The organism is Lysinibacillus sp. JNUCC 51, assembly GCF_015999525.1.
GTDB classification, from domain to species: domain Bacteria; phylum Bacillota; class Bacilli; order Bacillales_A; family Planococcaceae; genus Lysinibacillus; species Lysinibacillus xylanilyticus.
Map to the genome: position 1 here is coordinate 744,031 of NZ_CP065545.1, position 18,111 is coordinate 762,141.

An 18,111-nucleotide genomic window follows, 5' to 3' on the forward strand; every position below is an offset into this window, starting at 1 on the left:
CATCTGTGACGCTGATCCTAAAGAATAACTAAGCCTCACTTCATCAACCTATTACATGACACACGTTTCAACAAATGTCTTTCCACTTTTGGTGGCGAGCCTTTAAGTCTTATAGTAATTAAGTTGGATTCATCCTTAAAATGAAGATTCATCAACATTTACGTAAATGCATAGTATCATTTTAAGTTGATTTTCCGAACCTGTTTTTTTAAAATTCGTCCTACCTAAAATATTCGTCTGCAAAGTTATTTAAATTATATGAGTAATTTTCGCCTAATGATGAATAATAACCGTTCATCACCAGAAGGGTCTTCTATGCGAAAACGTAGCAACAACGCAGGGCGTCGTTTACGAATACACGATCACAGGACATGATGATTTTAGCCTTCGTCCCACTACCGGCTCGTTCTAGTGTCTCAACTGTGACCAAGAAGTTACCAAGTCTTCACTCCATTCAGCTTATATAAATGGCATAACTTTCAAACGAATGACAATCCTAGCTTTTGGTGATGTGTCTTTTTTAAGGAACATCATTCATCGTGGCAAATAATGTATGAAAAATGCTCATATTGAGTTATATAAATTGCATATGAGATAAGTGTACCAAAGTCTATCATTTTTCACTACTAATAGGCGAACAAGCATTCTTTACTTGCCAGTTCTTTTCTGCTAAGCTTACTTTCTGGCTAACAGATTTGAGCTGCATAAAAAATTGCATACTCTGTGCATTGTTTTCCAAAGACACTCTCGTTAACAGTAATTGATTGACCAGATCCAACTGCGCAACTAATTGTTTTAACTTGTTCAAAATAACGCCTCCTTTGCTTTAATTTATGTATTCCCCGCATGTATAAAATTACCTTCATGCGTGACAAAATAAGCGTAAGTTAGCTGAAAGAAGAAGTATTTCGATAAAATTTAATTGAACTAGTCTATTAAATTTTGTCCCCTTCAAATTTGATCTTCTAGTAGAGAAGCTAACGAGGAGTACGGTTTTTTCTATTAATTCGCATGGGAATATCATCAGTTATTTTGACGATTTGCGTGAAAGAACTAGTTATAATTCATGATATTTTTCGACTTTAAGAGGCGAAAATTGCCCAATGACCGATTTTTATATTGGTAATTTCGACCACCATTAATCTAGCATCAATCATACTATTAATGGAAGTAGAGAACTGCTACTTAATCATGGTAAACTATTGTATAATAGCAGTATTATAGAGGGTGAACTAAGTGACAATTCGTTATCCGAACGGGAAATTATATTCCCCTAATCCAGCTGTTCAAAAAACAGCAAAAAAGGGAAAGGAAAAAGATTTTTCTTTTAGTAATCGAGGAAAAACACTAGAAGATGAAATTAATGAAGCAAACGATTATTATGTAAAAAGGCGATTTGCTATCATTCATAAGAAACCTGTTCCCGTGCAAATCGTCAAAGTAGAGTACCCATCACGAAGTGCTGCAGTTATTCGTGAGGCTTATTTCCGAACACCTTCAACAACAGATTACAATGGTGTTTGGAACGGGCACTATATTGATTTTGATGCAAAGGAAACTGCTTCAAAAACCAGTTTTCCCCTAAAGAATATTCACTTGCATCAAATGACACATATGCAGCAAGTGACGGAACAAAATGGTGTGGCTTTTATTATCGTTCGTTTCTCAGCTTATGAACGATATTTTATCGTGCCATACGATGTTTTACAAAAGGCCTGGCTAGCAATGGAAAACGGTGAACGTAAATCGATTCCCTTTTCAACTATAGAAAAGGATGCTTTTGAAATTCCTACAAGCTATTTTCCACGTATCGATTATTTACCGATTGTCCAAAAGCTAATTGAAGCAAAAAGCCATGGTTCTGAAAGTGAGGAGATAGTAGAATGACTGAACGTCGTCCGACACGCGGTGAGCATCAAAAGGCTCTCGCTCAAAAAAATAAAAAAAGCGCTCCGAAACCATCGAAGAAGAAATGGTTCAAGCGCATTACATTAACACTTATAGCTATTGTAGCTGCATGTTTTATTGGTGGTGCTGGGTTATTCGCCTTTTATGCAAGTTCCGCACCTGAACTAGATGAAAGCTTGCTGAAGGACCCTGTTTCCTCAGAGTTTTATGATAAAAACGGCGAAATATTTGCAACAATTGGTGCAGAAAACCGGAAATATGTAAAATATGAAGATATACCACAAGATATGATTAACGCTATCCTTGCAACGGAAGATGTACGCTTTTTCGAACACGGTGGTATGGATTTTTATCGCCTTGGTGGTGCGATTCTTGCAAACTTCCGTGATGGCTTCGGGGCACAAGGGGCTTCGACATTAACACAACAAGTTGTTAAAAACTCATTTTTACAAAATGAGAAAAAATTAAAACGTAAGGCTCAGGAAGCTTGGCTTTCCTTCAAATTAGAACGTAAATATACAAAAGAAGAAATTTTTGAAATGTACTTTAACAAAATGCTAATGTCAGGTCGTGTTTATGGCTTCGGAACAGCAGCACAATATTTCTATGGTAAAGAACTAAAAGATTTAACTTTAGATGAAGAAGCATTACTTGCAGGATTAGTACAACGTCCAAATGCTTACAATCCATTGAAAAATCCTGAACTTGCAAAAAAACGTCGTAATACAGTTCTAGGATTAATGTATCAACATGGTAAAATTACAAAAGCTCAGATGGAAGAAGCTAAGAAAGTAGACGTTCAAGCTGGCCTAGCTGACGATGCAACACGCCAAAAATTTTCTGGCTCTAAATACGATGCCTTCCTTGATGTCGTTATTAATGAACTAGAGAAAAACGGTGATGGTAGTGCAATGGCGGAAGGAATTAAAGTCTATACAACACTTGATCCGAATGCACAACAAACTGTTGAAAAAATTATGAATGATGACAGTAACTTCCCAACAGAAGATATTCAATCGGGTGTGGCTGTTATTGACACGAAAACTGGTCAAATTCAAGCAATTGGTGGCGGACGCAATTACGGGGCTGAACGTGGTTTCAACTATGCATATGACTTAAAACATCAACCAGGCTCAACAATGAAGCCATTACTAGATTATGGTCCAGCTATCGAAAATTTAAAATGGTCAACAGGTCAAACACTTGTGGATGAACCTATGAACTACACAGGGTCGAAACAAACCATTACGAACTGGGATAATAGATATATGGGAGCAATAACAGCACGTAAAGCTTTATATGCTTCACGTAACGTTCCAGCTGTTAAAGCATTAAAAGAAGTTGGTATTGATAAAGCTAAAGAATTTGTTGGTCGTTTAGGTATTAACTCTGAAAATGTTTATGAATCTGATGCAATCGGTGGTGGGGATATTACGATGTCTCCTACGCAAATGGCAGCTTCTTATGCAGCATTTGGGAATAATGGTGTTTTTAATGATCCTTATTCGATTACAAAAATCGTTTATCGTGATGGTAAAACAACAAAAGACTACACACCAGAACCTAATGTAGCAATGAGCGATTATACAGCTTATATGGTTACAGATATGTTACGTGACGTTGTTGGCAATAAACCTGATGCATCAGGTACTGCAGCCAATGTATCTGGATTAGATATCGCAGGTAAAACAGGAACAACAAACTATTCAAGCGCTGATTTTAGCAAGCACAATTTACCTGATACAAGTGTACCGGATTCATGGTTTGCTGGTTACACATCAAACTATTCAATCGCTATTTGGAGTGGTTATGAAGAACACTTTGATCCTATTACAACTTGGGATGAACGTCGTTTACCACAACATTTATTTAAACAAATTATGTCAGAAATATCGCAGAACGTTGAAACACCAAGTTTCAAAAAACCAAACTCAGTTGTTGAAGCTACAATTGAAGTAGGCTCAAAGCCACTTAAATTAGCAAGTAACTTTACTCCAAATGAGAAACGTCAAACAGAGCTATTTGTACGTGGTACAGAGCCTAAGGAAGTTTCAAATGAATACGCAATGCCAGAACTTTCTACACCTTACAATGTAAGTGCAAACCTAGATTTAGAAGGTCAATCTATCAATATTTCTTGGGAGCATGATGCAATGCTTAATCCGGAAACGGATGAACCGCTACCAACAACCTTCGAGGTATCCGCTACACGCGAAGGTGGAGAAACTATTTCTCTTGGTACAACTGATAGCAAAGACTTAACAGTTAGCAACAAGCTGGAAGATGGCAATTACACGATTTCTGTTGTAGCAGTTGTAGATGGTACACGCAGTAAACCAGGTACAACTTCCTTCCAAATATCAGGTACGACTGATGAAGATGATAAAGATAAAGAAAAAGAAAAAGACAAAGATAAAGATAAAGATAAAGAGCCAGATAAACCTGATGTTGAGGAACCAACTGCACCAGATGAAAATGGCAACAACGGAGACAACGGTAACCACAATGGTAACGGAAATGACAACAGTGGCAATAACGGCAATAGTGGAAACAATGGCAATGGCAATGGTAATGCTGGTGGGAATGGTAACAGCGGCAATACAGGAAATAACGGTACCCCCCCAGGTAACAACGGCAACAATAATGGTAGCCAGCCACCAACAACGCCAACTGAACCAACCGCACCGGATGATGGTACCGGAAGTACTGAATAAAATGAAGCAGAGTAGCATATCGCTACTCTGCTTTTTTGTTGTTGAAAATCTATATGTCAATAAAATTAATTTGTTATATTAAATATTTCGCAAAACGAGGAGACAATTAATGTTTTCTGTGCGAAAGCTAGCGGACAAGGTGATGAGTTCATTTTTATAGGAATACTTTGAAGATTTATCGGAACATAATCTGATTTTATCGGAACAATTTTAACTTTTATCGGAATATTATCTCGTTTTATCAGAACAATTTCAATTTCTATCAAAAAAAGACGACTCAATCACAATGAAGAGAGTCGTCTAGAGATTTTACGGTCCCAAAAATGAGGGGATTTTAGGAGCTCGTTATTAGATTTCATTACCCATTCTATTTTTCAAAGCTACTCTGCTTTTTTATCTCTTCCAATTTACTGAGACTATCCGTCTATATTACTTTTTTGCAGCCTGCAAGCGTAGCCGTGCTGCTCGTTTTTTTGTTTCCTTAAATAATTCATCGAGCTGACGATAACAGGCATATTGGCCAGGCTTTGCTTTTATAAAGGTTAATCGTTCGACACCGTTTATAGGCAACACTTCATCCCCTGCATCTTGCACTAAGCGTTCAAACAATAAAATGGCCTTTTCCATCAATCCTTTTGCTTCACCATTCCTTGCATCATGAGCTGCATGAATTTGGCCTTCTAGCTCTGTCCACTCTGCAAACCAAGCATCTATTTTTTCCTTTTCTATTGCCTCTACATTCACGCTTCCTTCACCAGCCCTTTCTTTAAACGCTTTTGCCCTTCTCTACAATCATCAAGTAAAGGGCAAGTGTGACAGTTAGGGTTTTGAGCTTTACAATGATAACGACCGAAGAAAATTAGCTGATGATGTGTTTTCGACCACTTGTCCATCGGTGTTTTTTTCATAATTGTTTCTTCGACTTCTAGCACTGAATCCTTCCAACGACAAAGCCCTAATCGTTTAGACACGCGCTCTACATGTGTATCTACTGCAAGTGCAGGAATTTCAAAAGCTACAGACAACACGACATTAGCCGTCTTACGGCCAACACCAGGCAATGTGACTAGTGCTTCTCGGCTTGCTGGTATTTCTCCCTCGTATTCCTCTAATAGCCTTTGACATAATGCTTGAATATTCTTTGCCTTATTTCGATACAAGCCAATGGAGCGAATATCCTGTTGCAGCTCCTCTAAGGACACAGCTAAATAATCTTCCGGCTTTTTATATTTTTGAAACAATGTTTTCGTTACTTTGTTTACAAGTACATCCGTACACTGTGCCGATAATAACGTGGCAATAGTTAGTTCAAACGGATTGTCATGCACTAACTCACAATGTGCATCAGGAAACATACGATCCATTTCCGCTAGACAATGCTCCCATTGTTTTTTTGTTAACATGTTGGAAGCCCCCTATTCTCTTTCTTCTAACCAATTATAAAATTGTACTTTATTTGTCGACTGTGCTTCTTGCTGCATTGTTCGGACTGGCGGTCGGTTAAATGTTTGTTTTTCGCGGAACTGCTCGCTTTGTTTCTGTGCAGCCTGTGGTGTCGTAATATTTTTCTTTTTCCACTCCAGTAATATTCGATCTATATAACGAATACTTAGCTTGCCAGCAAACACAGCTTCCTTAAGAGCCTCCTTAATAAGCGCCGGGCTATGCTTATCCTCATCTAACCAAGATCCAATTTTTTCTAGCTCTAAAGGAGATAAAAGACGCCCCATTTCCTCTTCAAATAAGCGGAATATTTCACCCTCTTCTTGTCGAAGTGATGCTGCTGATTTTTGATGTTCCTTCATTTCAATCATCTGCATAATACGCTCCCAAAGTGGGTATACCGAATATTTTTCATATAGTTTGCCATTTGCATCGACGTCGCTTGTTATTTCAAGGAAGCCTTTTTGCATTAATCGCTGTAGACGTGAAGTAATGTCATTGCCAGACATTGTCAAACGATTCATCAGGTCATTAGGCGTTGGAAAATCATTTCCCTCCATATGGAACGCAAGTAAATGCATAACAATAAGTGCCTCATCATCCTCAATATTTAACTCCTTATAAAACTGAAAAAAAAGCTGAGGAATTTGAATCATTTTCTGCTCAGTCCATGTACGGAGTCGATTGTTATTTGTGCTCATATTATACTTGACTCCTTTTTCCATCGTAAGTAGAAAAGCCGCGTAGATACATCACTACGCGACTTTTTTAATTTTAACTGCTTTAACGGGCAGCAAAACCTAAAACTAAACTTGTTGTTGTGCTTATGGATATAAGCGGTTTAGTAAACGTGGGAATGGAATCGTTTCACGAATGTGCTCCGTGCCAGAGATCCATGCCACTGTACGTTCCAATCCAAGACCGAAGCCTGAATGTGGTACAGAACCTTGTTTACGTAACTCTAAATACCATGCATAAGCATCTAGAGATAATTGATGTTCTTCAAGACGTGATTTTAATAAATCATAGTCATGAATACGCTCAGAACCACCAATTATTTCACCATAACCTTCTGGTGCAATTAAATCTGCACATAATACTACATCATCACGGTCAGGATGTGGTTGCATGTAGAATGGCTTAATGCCTACTGGGTAACAAGTGATGAATACAGGTTTGTCAAATGAATTCGCAATCGCTGTTTCATGTGGTGCACCGAAATCATCGCCCCATTCAATATCGTCAAATCCTTGTTCATGTAACAATTTAATCGCATCGTCGTAAGAAATACGAGGGAATGGTGCTTTGATATTTTCAAGTTTTGATGTATCACGACCAAGTCGCTCTAATTCTAATTTGCAGTTTGCCAGAACTGATTGCACAATATGCTCTACATACTGTTCTTGCACTTCTAGGTTTTCTTCAAATTCCACAAATGCCATTTCCGGTTCAATCATCCAAAACTCGATTAAGTGACGGCGTGTTTTAGATTTTTCTGCACGGAACGTCGGACCGAATGAAAATACTTTACCTAATGCCATTGCAGCCGCTTCCATATAAAGTTGACCAGATTGAGAAAGATATGCATCCTCATCAAAATATTTTGTGTGGAATAGCTCAGAAGTACCTTCTGGAGCTGATCCAGTTAAAATCGGTGGGTCCATTTTCGTGAAGCCATTGTTGTTGAAAAACTCGTAAGTTGCACGAATAATTTCGTTACGAATTTTCATAATCGCATGTTGCTTACGAGAACGTAGCCATAAGTGACGGTTATCCATTAAAAACTCTGGACCATGTTCTTTTGGCGTAATAGGGAAATCAGTTGCAGCATGTAGTATTTCAATACCAGTTACAGCAATTTCACAGCCAAAGCTTGAACGCTCATCTGCTTTAACCTCTCCCGTAATGTACATTGAAGTTTCTTGGGACATACCTTTTGCAATGGCGAAAATTTCTTCGCCGACTTCTTCTTTTACAACAACGCCCTGAACAAAGCCAGAACCATCACGTAATTGTAAGAAGGCAATTTTCCCACTTGATCGTTTGTTCGCTAACCAAGCTCCTAGCTTGACGGTTTCACCGATATGCTTTGGCATATCTTGAATCATAATTTTTTTCATAGAAATCCTCCAAAATTCAATCAATTGTGCCTTGGCATAATTGTGTCTGGAATCGGCTTTGTGCTTAGGCCTGCACGTCGCAGGTCAGTTAGCCGTTATCGCATGGATGCGATGATTTTAGGCTAACAACCCCTAAGAACTCTTTCCGATTCCATGACATCCGCCGGAGGCTTTAACTTCTTTCAGCGGGCGTTTGGACTCCCTCTGAAAAATAGCTTACATTCGCATTCATCTCACCACCTATAGAGGTGGGCGACTTCTGCTGAAAGATGTTAAAAGGATTAGTCTTGCCATTTTGATTTTACAAATGTATCAATTCGACGGACTGCCTCTTCTAATAAGTCTAATGATGTAGCATAAGATAATCGCATTGTAGTTGGTGCACCAAAGCCAGAGCCTGGAATCACTGCTACGTTTGCTTCTGTTAAAATATCCGCAGCGAATGCATCTACTGAATCATAACCAGTATGAGCCATAGCTTCTGATACATCTGGTAATAAGTAAAATGCGCCCTGAGGTTTTAAAACGTTGAAGCCAGGAATTGCACTTAACTGTGGATAAATTTTTTCAAGACGAGACTCGAATGCTTGACGCATTTCTTCTACAGCGTCTTGAGGTCCATTATACGCTTCCACTGTTGCATATTGTGCAGTTGTTGTTGCGTTTGATGTAGAGTGTGATGCTAGGTCAGTCATTGATTTAATAATGTCCGCATCCCCTGCAGCATACCCTATACGCCAGCCTGTCATAGAGTGTGATTTTGCAACACCATTTACAACGATTGTACGTGCTTTCACTGCATCAGATAACTGTGCAATTGAAAAATGCTCAATACCATTGTATACAAGCTTCTCATAAATTTCATCTGACACGATTAAAATATCTTTTTCTTCTGCAACAGCAGCAATTTCTGCAATCTCATCACGAGAATAAATCATGCCTGATGGGTTGCTAGGAGAGTTAATAATAACTGCTTTTGTTTTATCTGTCACAGCAGCTCTTAATTGATCCGCAGTAATTTTATAGCCTTGCTCACTTGTGCCTTCCACATAAACAGGTACACCGCCTGCCAATTTTACTTGCTCAGGATAAGATACCCAATAAGGAATTGGAATAATAACTTCATCGCCCTCGTTCAAAATAACTTGGAATAAAGTGTAAAGAATATGTTTTGCACCAACACCTACAATTACTTCATTCGGCTTGTATGTAAGATTGTTGTCGCGTTGAAGTTTATCGATAATAGCTTTCTTAAGTACTGGAAGACCGCCAGCAGGTGTATACTTTGTTAAACCTTTTTCCATCGAGTCAATGGCAGCATTTAAAATATTTTGTGGTGTATTGAAGTCAGGCTCACCAGCACCTAGACCAATCACATCAATACCTTGCTCTTTTAACTCCTTTGCTTTCGCAGTAATCGCTAAAGTTGAAGATGGTGTTAAAGTTTTTACACGGTTTGCTAATAAATTTTTCATACGGGATCTACTCCTCTTATAAATTCGTAATGCGCTTCCACCAGTCGCCGTCCTTAAACATAATATAGACATAGTTGAGCTTATCGTTTTTGTTTAGGTATGTAATTTCCCAAACAGCACCTGGCTCCTCATAGCCTAATTTTATACTGAGGACATTTTGTACATTTCCTTCATTTTTTAAAACCGATAATGCCTGCTTTTCCGTAATACCATCTTTTAAAAATACTTCCTTAATTGAATCAGCTTTTAGATTCGTCGGAACAAAGACAGCTTTTTTATCACCATATTCATCTACCCCGAAGACAGTGACATACGAATGTTTGCCATTATATGTGTAGGACTCCGAGACAACTGCGAGGGCTTTGGCATCAAGTGCCAACTGTTCAGCCTTCTCTTCAATTGAATGGAATGGAGCCTCGGCTTTCCAGAGTACTAAAATACTAATGACAAGTGACAATGAAACCATAAAGACAGAAATGAAAATCAACCAGTTTTTCATATATTCACCTTAAGTTTCACATCTAGCTTATTCTTTAACACGAATGCCCGATGCTTTTGCATGTTTATAACTGCGTATACATTCATTTTGCTTTCCATTTTTGTCAACCTGCTTTCTTTCCTCATACCACAACATTATACAACAATTTTGTGCTGTCGTGTTTCTTAATTTCATATATTGTACGTTGATAGAATAACGTTTTCAAATGATTCGAGTAGTAATTTTTTTCTTTTTATTTCACCCCTTAAGAAGGATACCCCTTTCAAAGTAAAAATTCCTACTTCAAGCATCGATTTGCCTGCTAATATTAAATATTTTATGTAATTGACACAAACGCCCATGATTACACCTTTTGGCGTCTAAATCTCTTGTAGCAGTTTATAAGCGATAAACCCCGCAGATTAATAAATGTAGATATTTTTTTATAAGTACAAATATCTCCATTTTTGTCCTAGTTGCCTATTGTTTTTACCCATATGATGAGGTAATGAGCAATTTTATGAATTGAAAAAGGACGTGATGTTTTGACTAAAGAAGTTAATCCTACAGAACCAGCTACAATACCAAAATTTGTGGATGAGCTGCCAAAACCGGTTACCGCTAAACCTAAATATTATAAGGGCCAACAGAGAAAAGACTATTATGAACTGAAAATGATTCAAGCAGAGCATTCTTTCCATAAAGATTTCCCAAAATCGATCATCTGGGGCTATAACGGTCTTTATCCCGGACCGACAATTGAGGCCACTAAAGACAAAAGCATTTATGTTAGATATAAAAATCTATTGCCCTTACAGCACTTCTTACCCGTCGATTATACTCTTCATGCGGCAAATGATTCAAAGGAAGTAAGAACTGTTACACATTTACATGGCGCTAATGTAGATTGGGAAAGCGACGGCCATCCTGAGGCATGGTATACAAGAGATTATGCGCAAACAGGTCCAAAATTCAGTAAAGAAATACACGAATACACTAATCATCAACCTGGCGCAACACTGTGGTATCATGATCATGCAATGGCGCTAACTCGTTTAAATGTTTATGCTGGATTAGCCGGTTTTTATTTACTACGGGATTCACTTGAGGAGCGTTCTAACCTACCTTGTGGTGATTATGAGTACCCCATCTTAATTCAAGATAAATCATTTAATGAAGACGGCTCACTTTTCTATCCTGATGAACCACCATTCCCAGTTCCCGTACATCCATCTATTACACCTGGCTTTGTTGGTAATACAATCGTTGTAAACGGCAAGGTCTGGCCCTATTTAAATGTTGAACCTCGTAAATATAGATTTCGTTTTCTGAATGGCTCCAATAGAAGAGGTTATGTCATTAGCCTTTCAAATGATGAGCCTATGACACAGATTGGAACAGATGGAGGCTTTTTAACAGCTCCCCAAGAAATTCAATCTGTTGAGTTATTGCCGGCAGAACGAACAGATATCATTATCGATTTTTCCAAATATGAAGGTCAGGAAATAACATTAGTCAATTCTGATGAAGATTTCATCGATGAATATACAAGAGAAATCATGAAGTTTAACGTATGTCTTCCTTTAAAGTGTAAGGATACTAGTGAAATACCAGAAAGACTCGCAGTATCAATGGATTTACATTCACACGATGCACATATCGAGAGACATTTACCATTAACTGCTACGACAGATGATTTTGGTCGACCAATGTTATTATTAAATAATCGTATGTATCATGACCCTACCACTGAAAAACCTGCACTTGATAGTATAGAGATCTGGAATTTCATTAATGCCACACGGTTTGATCACCCTATTCATCTACATTTAATTCAATTTAAAATACTAGAACGACGCCCTTTCAATATGGAGCTATATCAAAATGAAGGTAAACTGGAATTTACAGGTCCCCCTGAAGAACCGCACGACTATGAGCAAGGTTGGAAGGATACTGTAAAAGCGGAAGCCGGGAAAGTTACGAAAATTATTATGCATTGGAAAGATTATGCTGGCAATTATATGTGGCATTGTCATTTCCTTGAACACGAAGATCATGACATGATGCGACCAATACTCGTCATGAAGGACGTTCACCCTGTACAGGAGCCACATGCTGAAATCCAGCATAAAGTAGAGCATTCGCAAGATCAGCATCACGAAGACACGACTATTGTTACGGGCAATAACGAGCATACTGTACCACTCTTGATCACTACTCCACACATCACTCCAACCAAAGAAATAGTAGAAAACTCTCAAGATTCTTTGCATACAGACGAAATAGAATTTACTCCGCAAACTATCCCTCTCTTAACTAGTACTCAAAACATTACTCGCTCTAATGAATCATCTTATTTAGAAGACAAAGTGGAATATAATCAGCTTTCTTCACCACTCTTGAACAATACTCAAAATATCACTTTTTCCAAAGCAGAACTTTCGGATCATCAAATTCATAATGTTACTGGTATTAATAGCATCCCTCAACCAATCTTCCCGTCTACTGAGTTACAACTCCCACAACAAAGAATGGCTACTAGGCGTCGGAGAAGATGGTACTAATGTCAAGAGGCTGTAACAAAACTAGTCAAAATCTTAAAAAGCGCGAGAAATCAATTTTAGAACGTTGATTTCTCGCGCTTTATAAATTATTGGTGTTAAGTAGAAGTCGATAACGAAAATGTTGGTCGTTATCTATTTATTTTGTATAACTAACTATAAAAGTGAATCATTAAGCTGCATCGCTATTTTCAAAGCGTAAAATTCTCTTAGTTGCAATTGCCATCACTACCATAACAATACTAATTATTAAAATAGGAACGTAGACTTTAACACTAAATGCTTCAAATAATACGCCATACAATATTTGCCCAATTGGTGCCATACATTGTGATACAGCGATGATAATAGCCATGACCTTTCCTAAGTTTTCATTAGGTGTTTCTTTTTGTACAACTGTTATAACGTAAATAGAGATGATCGTCATAATCATAGCGATTAAAAGTGCGCTAACAACAAATAAAGTATAGGATGGGTAATAGCCAATATTAAGTAACAGAGGTGTCACCGATAGAGCCATTGGGACAATCAATAAAGCAGTGATGAAAATCCAAATATACAAATTATTGATACCCATTTTTTTCGCAAAGTACCCCATAGATAAAGCTCCTAAAATTGTAGCAAAATCAATTAACCCCATCCCTACTCCATACAATGTATCACTACTTTGCATCGTAACACGGAGAATAATCGGAACCCCCACGACAAACAGCGGTGTTAATAATAAATTTAATAATGCCGCTAAAATCATACATTTGAATATAAAAGATTGCTTCACTACATAGCTAAAGCCCTCTTTCAAATCATTTACAAGCGTCGGAATAATATGTCTGCTTTGCTCTCGTTGCATAAATGGTATATGAATAAACATCTCTAATATGGCCGAAAGGAAAAAGAACACACCACTCACAATGACAAGCACTTTTAAGCCAATCAAACCGTATAGTATTCCTCCTAATACAGGAGCAGCTACATTAGACAATGCTTGAATACCATTAACAATTCCATTGGCCTGCTCAAGCTTTTCCTCTTCTACAAGTACTGGAATACTGGCCATCACTGTAGGTGCATACATAGCACTAACAAAGGAAAGCAGTACCATTACAACACCAATAAGTAAAACGGAACTATTACCAATCGCTAGCATTGCAAAGAAAATAAAAACAATTATGCTACTCATAAAATCAAAAATCACCATTAAATTGCGTCGATTAAACCTATCAGCAATTGCTCCTCCTAGCGGTGCTAGTAACATCGGGACACTCGATATCGCAAATAGTACTGCAAAAAGATCCGCACGTCCTGTAATATCTAGTACATATAGTGATAAAGCAAACCTTAAGAGCGCAGATCCTAAAATAGAAATAATTTGCCCAATTACCATCAGGTTAAAATCTTTTGAAAAGCCTTTTCTTTTAATCTGTGATTCCATTCATTAGACCCCTTTCCTTTAACATTCAAGACCCTTTTGAAAGTGTAGAATATTTTTGTATTGTAAGAAGAAAGACATTACTAAAAATACTTATCGTACTTAACCAAATGAGCCACTCAATTTGTGCACTCCAAGACATTATTAGCAATAAGATCCCTATAATAATGGAGACATAATTTCCAGTACGACTAAAATTTGATTTCCAACGCAGTTTTTCTTTAATGTCATTCGCAGATTTCTTTATTTTCCGTTTCATAAGATGAACCTTTTCTTTTAACTTTTGCTCAGCATCTTTTGCTTTTTGAGTATAAAAAAATGATGTACTTCCATTAATCATGGTGTTCTTCATCTCCATATCTTCGTTTGAATAACTCCGCTAATACTCTCTCTTGGAAGTCCGAAATCTGTTCTGGTTCCTCTACCTCCATATTTACCGTTTCTTCATATCCATCTAGTTCCTCACCATCAAAACGATAAAGCTTTTGCAATAGCTTCCACAATGTTTCAATTTCCTCAGTTGTAAAGTCTTTAAAGATATCTGCTAAAAAGTAAGTAGACTTCTCCGAACAAGCAATTAATGCTATTTTTCCCTCTGAAGTAATCTCGACATTGATGGATCTTTTATCTAATTTACTTGGTATCGTTTGAACATAGCCCTTTTTCGCAAGACTCGTTATTAACTTATTCGCAGTCTGCTTAGTTGTACCAAGCTTTTTAGCGATATTTACAAGTGTTGTATTTTCTACCGGTAAATGGGCAATGGCAATAAGAGCCATATGCTGTCTCGAAGTTAATATCTCTAAATATTCATCTCCTTTTATTTGAACTTTATTGACAACTGAAAACAATGTCGCATAACTTTGCTGCATGAAATGCAATTCCTTCAATAATTGATTTAAATCCATATGTAACACCTCTCTATTTAGTCACCATGTTTACTAAATAATACATAACGACTTTTAAAATGTCAACATGCTGACCATTTTACAAAAAGTAAGAGATGTTTTTATAAATAGACCGACTGTCGGTTTATGAATATTATATGGTAACTATCCAAAAAATGGAACACCTTTTTTTTGTATTATTTTTCATTTTCCTAGAGCATTCACTAGTAAAACAATAGAAAAAGCCAGCCCACTTTCGGACTAGCCTTGAAAATAAACTTCAATTTGTTCAATTAAAGCTTTTGTTGCTTGACTTACATAACGATCTACTCGATAAATAATCGACAAGCTACGGCTTGGTGCGTCGTCCTGAATGTGCATCATGGGCTATTCTTGCTGTCATCGCTGTTTTGTTTTGGTGGAAACCAATTGAGAAAAAGCCATTCACTAACACTGGCTCAGACGCTTCAGGTGCTGATAATAATTTAAAGCAACTTTTAACAAATCAAAAAGCTTGGTTATTAACTGCTTTTTTTGGCTTAATGGCTTTCATGTTTTATACAATCATGGCATGGTTGCCACCTATAGTAGAAGATATGGACTTTAGTAAACAACAGCTGGCATGATGTTGACACTATTAACGGTTGCCCAATGCCTGCAACTTTTTTAGTACCGATTTTAAATAATCGTTTTCAGCATAGAGCTGTATGGCTAGTGGGTTGTTCATTGTTAGAATTAATCGGTCTATCTATGCTACTATTTTCCGCTAACCCTTGGCTTAGGAGTCTTTTCATTGGCATAGATGCTGGTGGCTTATTCTCATTAGGATTAACATTACCAATTGATGAAGCCAAAAACATAAAGGAAGCAAGTATTTTGCCAGCTATGACTCAATCGGTTGGCTTCGTTTTTGCCGCACTTGGCCCATTTTTTGTTGGTCTTGTACGAGATTATACAGGTAGTTTTACAGTCGCAATTATTGGTATGATGGTCATCGTCATTGCCATGATCCTCATTCAGTTTAAAATTGGTAATCAGAAGCACCAGCAAATAAAATGACACTTAATCAGCAGGTTTTTTTCTTTAAGGAAAGTCGTCTTTTTTTGTTTGACAGTAAGTTACTCCAATTTCAATTAGCAGTACGATTCTATCGGCTTATTGCAAAGTCTTTCAGTTTGAATAAGCACACCATAGACACATAAAAGGTTACTCAGAATTTCGAGTAACCTTTTTTCCTTATTATCCCACTCCATTTCATATTCAGTTCATATAGACATGCTATAGTTAGTAACATAGAAGATTCATATTATATTGTTGATGAAATTGAAGGAGGATTTACTTTGCTGGAGGCATCAAAAGATACGACAAAAATGAAGGATTGGCGGCGTTTTGTTCGCTTAGTTAAACAGGCTGAACCGCCGATGTGGCTTTTAATTATTGCATTAATTATGAGTTTAGCAACTACGGGCGTAGGCTTTATCGTACCGTTATTTACAAAAAAATTAGTCGATGGCTTTTCATTAGAATCACTTGATTATTGGCAAATTATTTTGTTAGGTATTGCTTTTATCGCGCAGGCAATTGCAAGTGGCCTTTCTATTTATTATTTAAATCGTGTGGGACATCATGTTGTCGCGAAATTACGAGATCAGCTATGGAGAAAGCTACTTCATTTGCCAATACCTTATTATGATGAAAACGATACAGGTGAAACATTAAGTCGTGTTACAAATGACACAGCCGTTGTCAAGGAGCTCATTACGGAACACCTTGCGAACTGTTTATCTGGTGTTATTTCTATTATTGGGTCAATCATTATTCTATTAATTTTAGATTGGAAAATGACCTTAGTCATGTTGATTGCTGTTCCGCTTGCTATGATTATTTTAATGTTGTTAGGAAGACGTATGTTTGTTATTTCAAAAGGAATGCAAGATGAAACAGCGAAATTTACGTCCGTGCTAAATCAAGTTTTACCTGAGACACGATTAGTAAAAGCTTCAAATGCTGAAAATATAGAATATAAGCGTGGCATGAAAGGAATTACAAACCTCTTTACGTTTGGTTTAAAAGAAGCTAAAATCCATGCTCTTATTTCACCACTCATTTCGTTTGTATTAATGTCAGTCCTTGTGGCCATTATTGGTTATGGTGGTGTACGAGTTTCTTCTGGAGAGCTTACAGCTGGCGACATGGTGGCATTTATTTTATATTTAATCCAAATCATCATGCCGATGACCCAATTAACAATGTTCTTTACACAGCTTCAAAAAGCAATGGGTGCTACAGAGCGAATTAGTGCATTACTTGAGCATGAAGAGGAAAATATTTTTGAAGGAAACACATTAGAAAAAGTGGATCAGCCGATTTATGTAAAAAATGTTGACTTCGCTTATGGAGAAGAACCGATTTTATCGAATATTAGTTTTACCATTGAACCAGGTCAAGTTACTGCCATCGTTGGACCTAGTGGTGGAGGAAAAACAACAACGTTTTCTCTGTTAGAAAGATATTATCAGCCTACTAATGGAAGTATCACACTTGGAGAAACCCCTATCAACACTTACTCCTTGCATTCATGGAGAAGTCAAATCGGTTATGTTGCTCAGGAAAGTGCACTGCTGTCTGGTACGATTCGAGAAAATATTTGCTACGGTATTAATAGAGAAGTGCAGGATGAAGAGCTTGTGAGAGTTGCCAAAATGGCCTATGCCGATCAATTTATCAATGAATTACCCGAGCAATTTGACACAGAGGTAGGAGAACGAGGCATTAAGCTTTCTGGCGGTCAACGACAACGAATCTCTATCGCCAGAGCACTTTTACGTGACCCTCAAATATTAATGCTAGATGAAGCAACGTCAAGTCTAGATAGTAAATCGGAAATCTATGTTCAAAAAGCATTAGATAATTTAATGCAAGGTAGAACAACTCTTGTAATCGCACACCGTCTTTCAACAGTAGTAGATGCTGATCAAATACTTTTTGTGGAGAAAGGACATATTACGGGCAGTGGCACACATGATACTCTATTTGAGACTCATGACATGTATCGAGAGTTTGCTAAGCAACAATTACGTATTAAAGAGGAATAAC

At 37.4% G+C, this 18,111-nt stretch carries 16 protein-coding genes; 6 read left to right on the plus strand and 10 right to left on the minus strand.

Annotated features, from left to right (window positions below; translation table 11 throughout):
* Positions 1 to 613: 613 nt before the first annotated feature.
* Complete coding sequence (locus JNUCC51_RS03945) at positions 614 to 808, minus strand: hypothetical protein (RefSeq protein WP_049666603.1); 195 nt, start codon at positions 806 to 808, stop codon at positions 614 to 616.
* A gap of 428 nt (positions 809 to 1,236) precedes the next feature.
* Between JNUCC51_RS03945 and recU the strand changes: the two genes are divergently transcribed.
* Positions 1,237 to 1,887, plus strand: coding sequence for a Holliday junction resolvase RecU (gene recU / locus JNUCC51_RS03950; protein WP_337990932.1), 651 nt, complete (start codon positions 1,237 to 1,239; stop codon positions 1,885 to 1,887).
* Positions 1,884 to 4,622: a transglycosylase domain-containing protein gene (locus tag JNUCC51_RS03955; protein WP_337990933.1), complete on the plus strand. Its 2,739-nt coding sequence runs from the start codon at positions 1,884 to 1,886 to the stop codon at positions 4,620 to 4,622. The genes recU and JNUCC51_RS03955 overlap by 4 nt, the downstream gene beginning before the upstream one ends.
* A 429-nt stretch (positions 4,623 to 5,051) precedes the next feature.
* On the opposite strand, the gene JNUCC51_RS03960 is transcribed toward JNUCC51_RS03955, so the two are convergent.
* The 6 genes from JNUCC51_RS03960 to JNUCC51_RS03985 form a co-directional block, all read right to left on the minus strand.
* Positions 5,052 to 5,366 (minus strand): YpoC family protein, encoded by a 315-nt coding sequence (locus tag JNUCC51_RS03960; protein WP_337990934.1) that lies wholly within the window; start codon positions 5,364 to 5,366, stop codon positions 5,052 to 5,054.
* A complete protein-coding gene (gene nth / locus JNUCC51_RS03965; RefSeq protein WP_049666611.1) occupies positions 5,363 to 6,025 on the minus strand; it encodes an endonuclease III in 663 nt (220 codons plus the stop codon). Before nth ends, JNUCC51_RS03960 begins: the two co-directional genes overlap by 4 nt.
* 12 nt (positions 6,026 to 6,037) lie before the next feature.
* Positions 6,038 to 6,766: a DnaD domain-containing protein gene (locus tag JNUCC51_RS03970; protein WP_337990935.1), complete on the minus strand. Its 729-nt coding sequence runs from the start codon at positions 6,764 to 6,766 to the stop codon at positions 6,038 to 6,040.
* 123 nt (positions 6,767 to 6,889) lie between these two features.
* Positions 6,890 to 8,185 carry an asparagine--tRNA ligase gene (asnS, locus tag JNUCC51_RS03975; protein ID WP_337990936.1) on the minus strand — a complete coding sequence of 432 codons (1,296 nt, stop codon included), beginning with the start codon at positions 8,183 to 8,185 and terminating at the stop codon, positions 6,890 to 6,892.
* Between the two features lie 281 nt (positions 8,186 to 8,466).
* A complete protein-coding gene (locus JNUCC51_RS03980; RefSeq protein ID WP_100544457.1) occupies positions 8,467 to 9,660 on the minus strand; it encodes a pyridoxal phosphate-dependent aminotransferase in 1,194 nt (397 codons plus the stop codon).
* A gap of 16 nt (positions 9,661 to 9,676) precedes the next feature.
* Positions 9,677 to 10,159 (minus strand): cell wall elongation regulator TseB-like domain-containing protein, encoded by a 483-nt coding sequence (locus JNUCC51_RS03985; RefSeq protein ID WP_337990937.1) that lies wholly within the window; start codon positions 10,157 to 10,159, stop codon positions 9,677 to 9,679.
* Between the two features lie 524 nt (positions 10,160 to 10,683).
* Between JNUCC51_RS03985 and JNUCC51_RS03990 the strand changes: the two genes are divergently transcribed.
* Entirely contained in the window at positions 10,684 to 12,702 is a 2,019-nt protein-coding gene (locus JNUCC51_RS03990; RefSeq protein ID WP_337990938.1) for a multicopper oxidase family protein, read from the plus strand.
* Positions 12,703 to 12,871: 169 nt separating this feature from the next.
* Here JNUCC51_RS03990 and JNUCC51_RS03995 read toward each other — a convergent pair whose 3' ends face one another.
* From JNUCC51_RS03995 to JNUCC51_RS04005, 3 genes are read right to left on the minus strand one after another with little or no spacing between them, the layout of a single operon-like run.
* Complete coding sequence (locus tag JNUCC51_RS03995) at positions 12,872 to 14,131, minus strand: MFS transporter (RefSeq protein ID WP_337990939.1); 1,260 nt, start codon at positions 14,129 to 14,131, stop codon at positions 12,872 to 12,874.
* Positions 14,132 to 14,156: 25 nt separating this feature from the next.
* Positions 14,157 to 14,468: a hypothetical protein gene (locus JNUCC51_RS04000; protein WP_337990940.1), complete on the minus strand. Its 312-nt coding sequence runs from the start codon at positions 14,466 to 14,468 to the stop codon at positions 14,157 to 14,159.
* The gene (locus tag JNUCC51_RS04005) at positions 14,461 to 15,036 is read right to left on the minus strand and encodes a MarR family winged helix-turn-helix transcriptional regulator (protein ID WP_337990941.1); all 576 of its coding nucleotides are present in this window, start codon (positions 15,034 to 15,036) and stop codon (positions 14,461 to 14,463) included. The genes JNUCC51_RS04000 and JNUCC51_RS04005 overlap by 8 nt, the downstream gene beginning before the upstream one ends.
* 338 nt (positions 15,037 to 15,374) lie before the next feature.
* Here JNUCC51_RS04005 and JNUCC51_RS04010 point away from each other — a divergent pair, with 338 nt between their 5' ends.
* The 3 genes from JNUCC51_RS04010 to JNUCC51_RS04020 all read left to right on the plus strand — a co-directional run bounded on the left by JNUCC51_RS04010 (position 15,375) and on the right by JNUCC51_RS04020 (position 18,110).
* Entirely contained in the window at positions 15,375 to 15,641 is a 267-nt protein-coding gene (locus JNUCC51_RS04010; protein WP_337990942.1) for a hypothetical protein, read from the plus strand.
* 25 nt (positions 15,642 to 15,666) lie between these two features.
* A complete protein-coding gene (locus JNUCC51_RS04015) occupies positions 15,667 to 16,074 on the plus strand; it encodes an MFS transporter (RefSeq protein ID WP_337990943.1) in 408 nt (135 codons plus the stop codon).
* Positions 16,075 to 16,385: 311 nt separating this feature from the next.
* Complete coding sequence (locus JNUCC51_RS04020) at positions 16,386 to 18,110, plus strand: ABC transporter ATP-binding protein (protein ID WP_443136994.1); 1,725 nt, start codon at positions 16,386 to 16,388, stop codon at positions 18,108 to 18,110.
* Position 18,111: the final 1 nt, after the last annotated feature.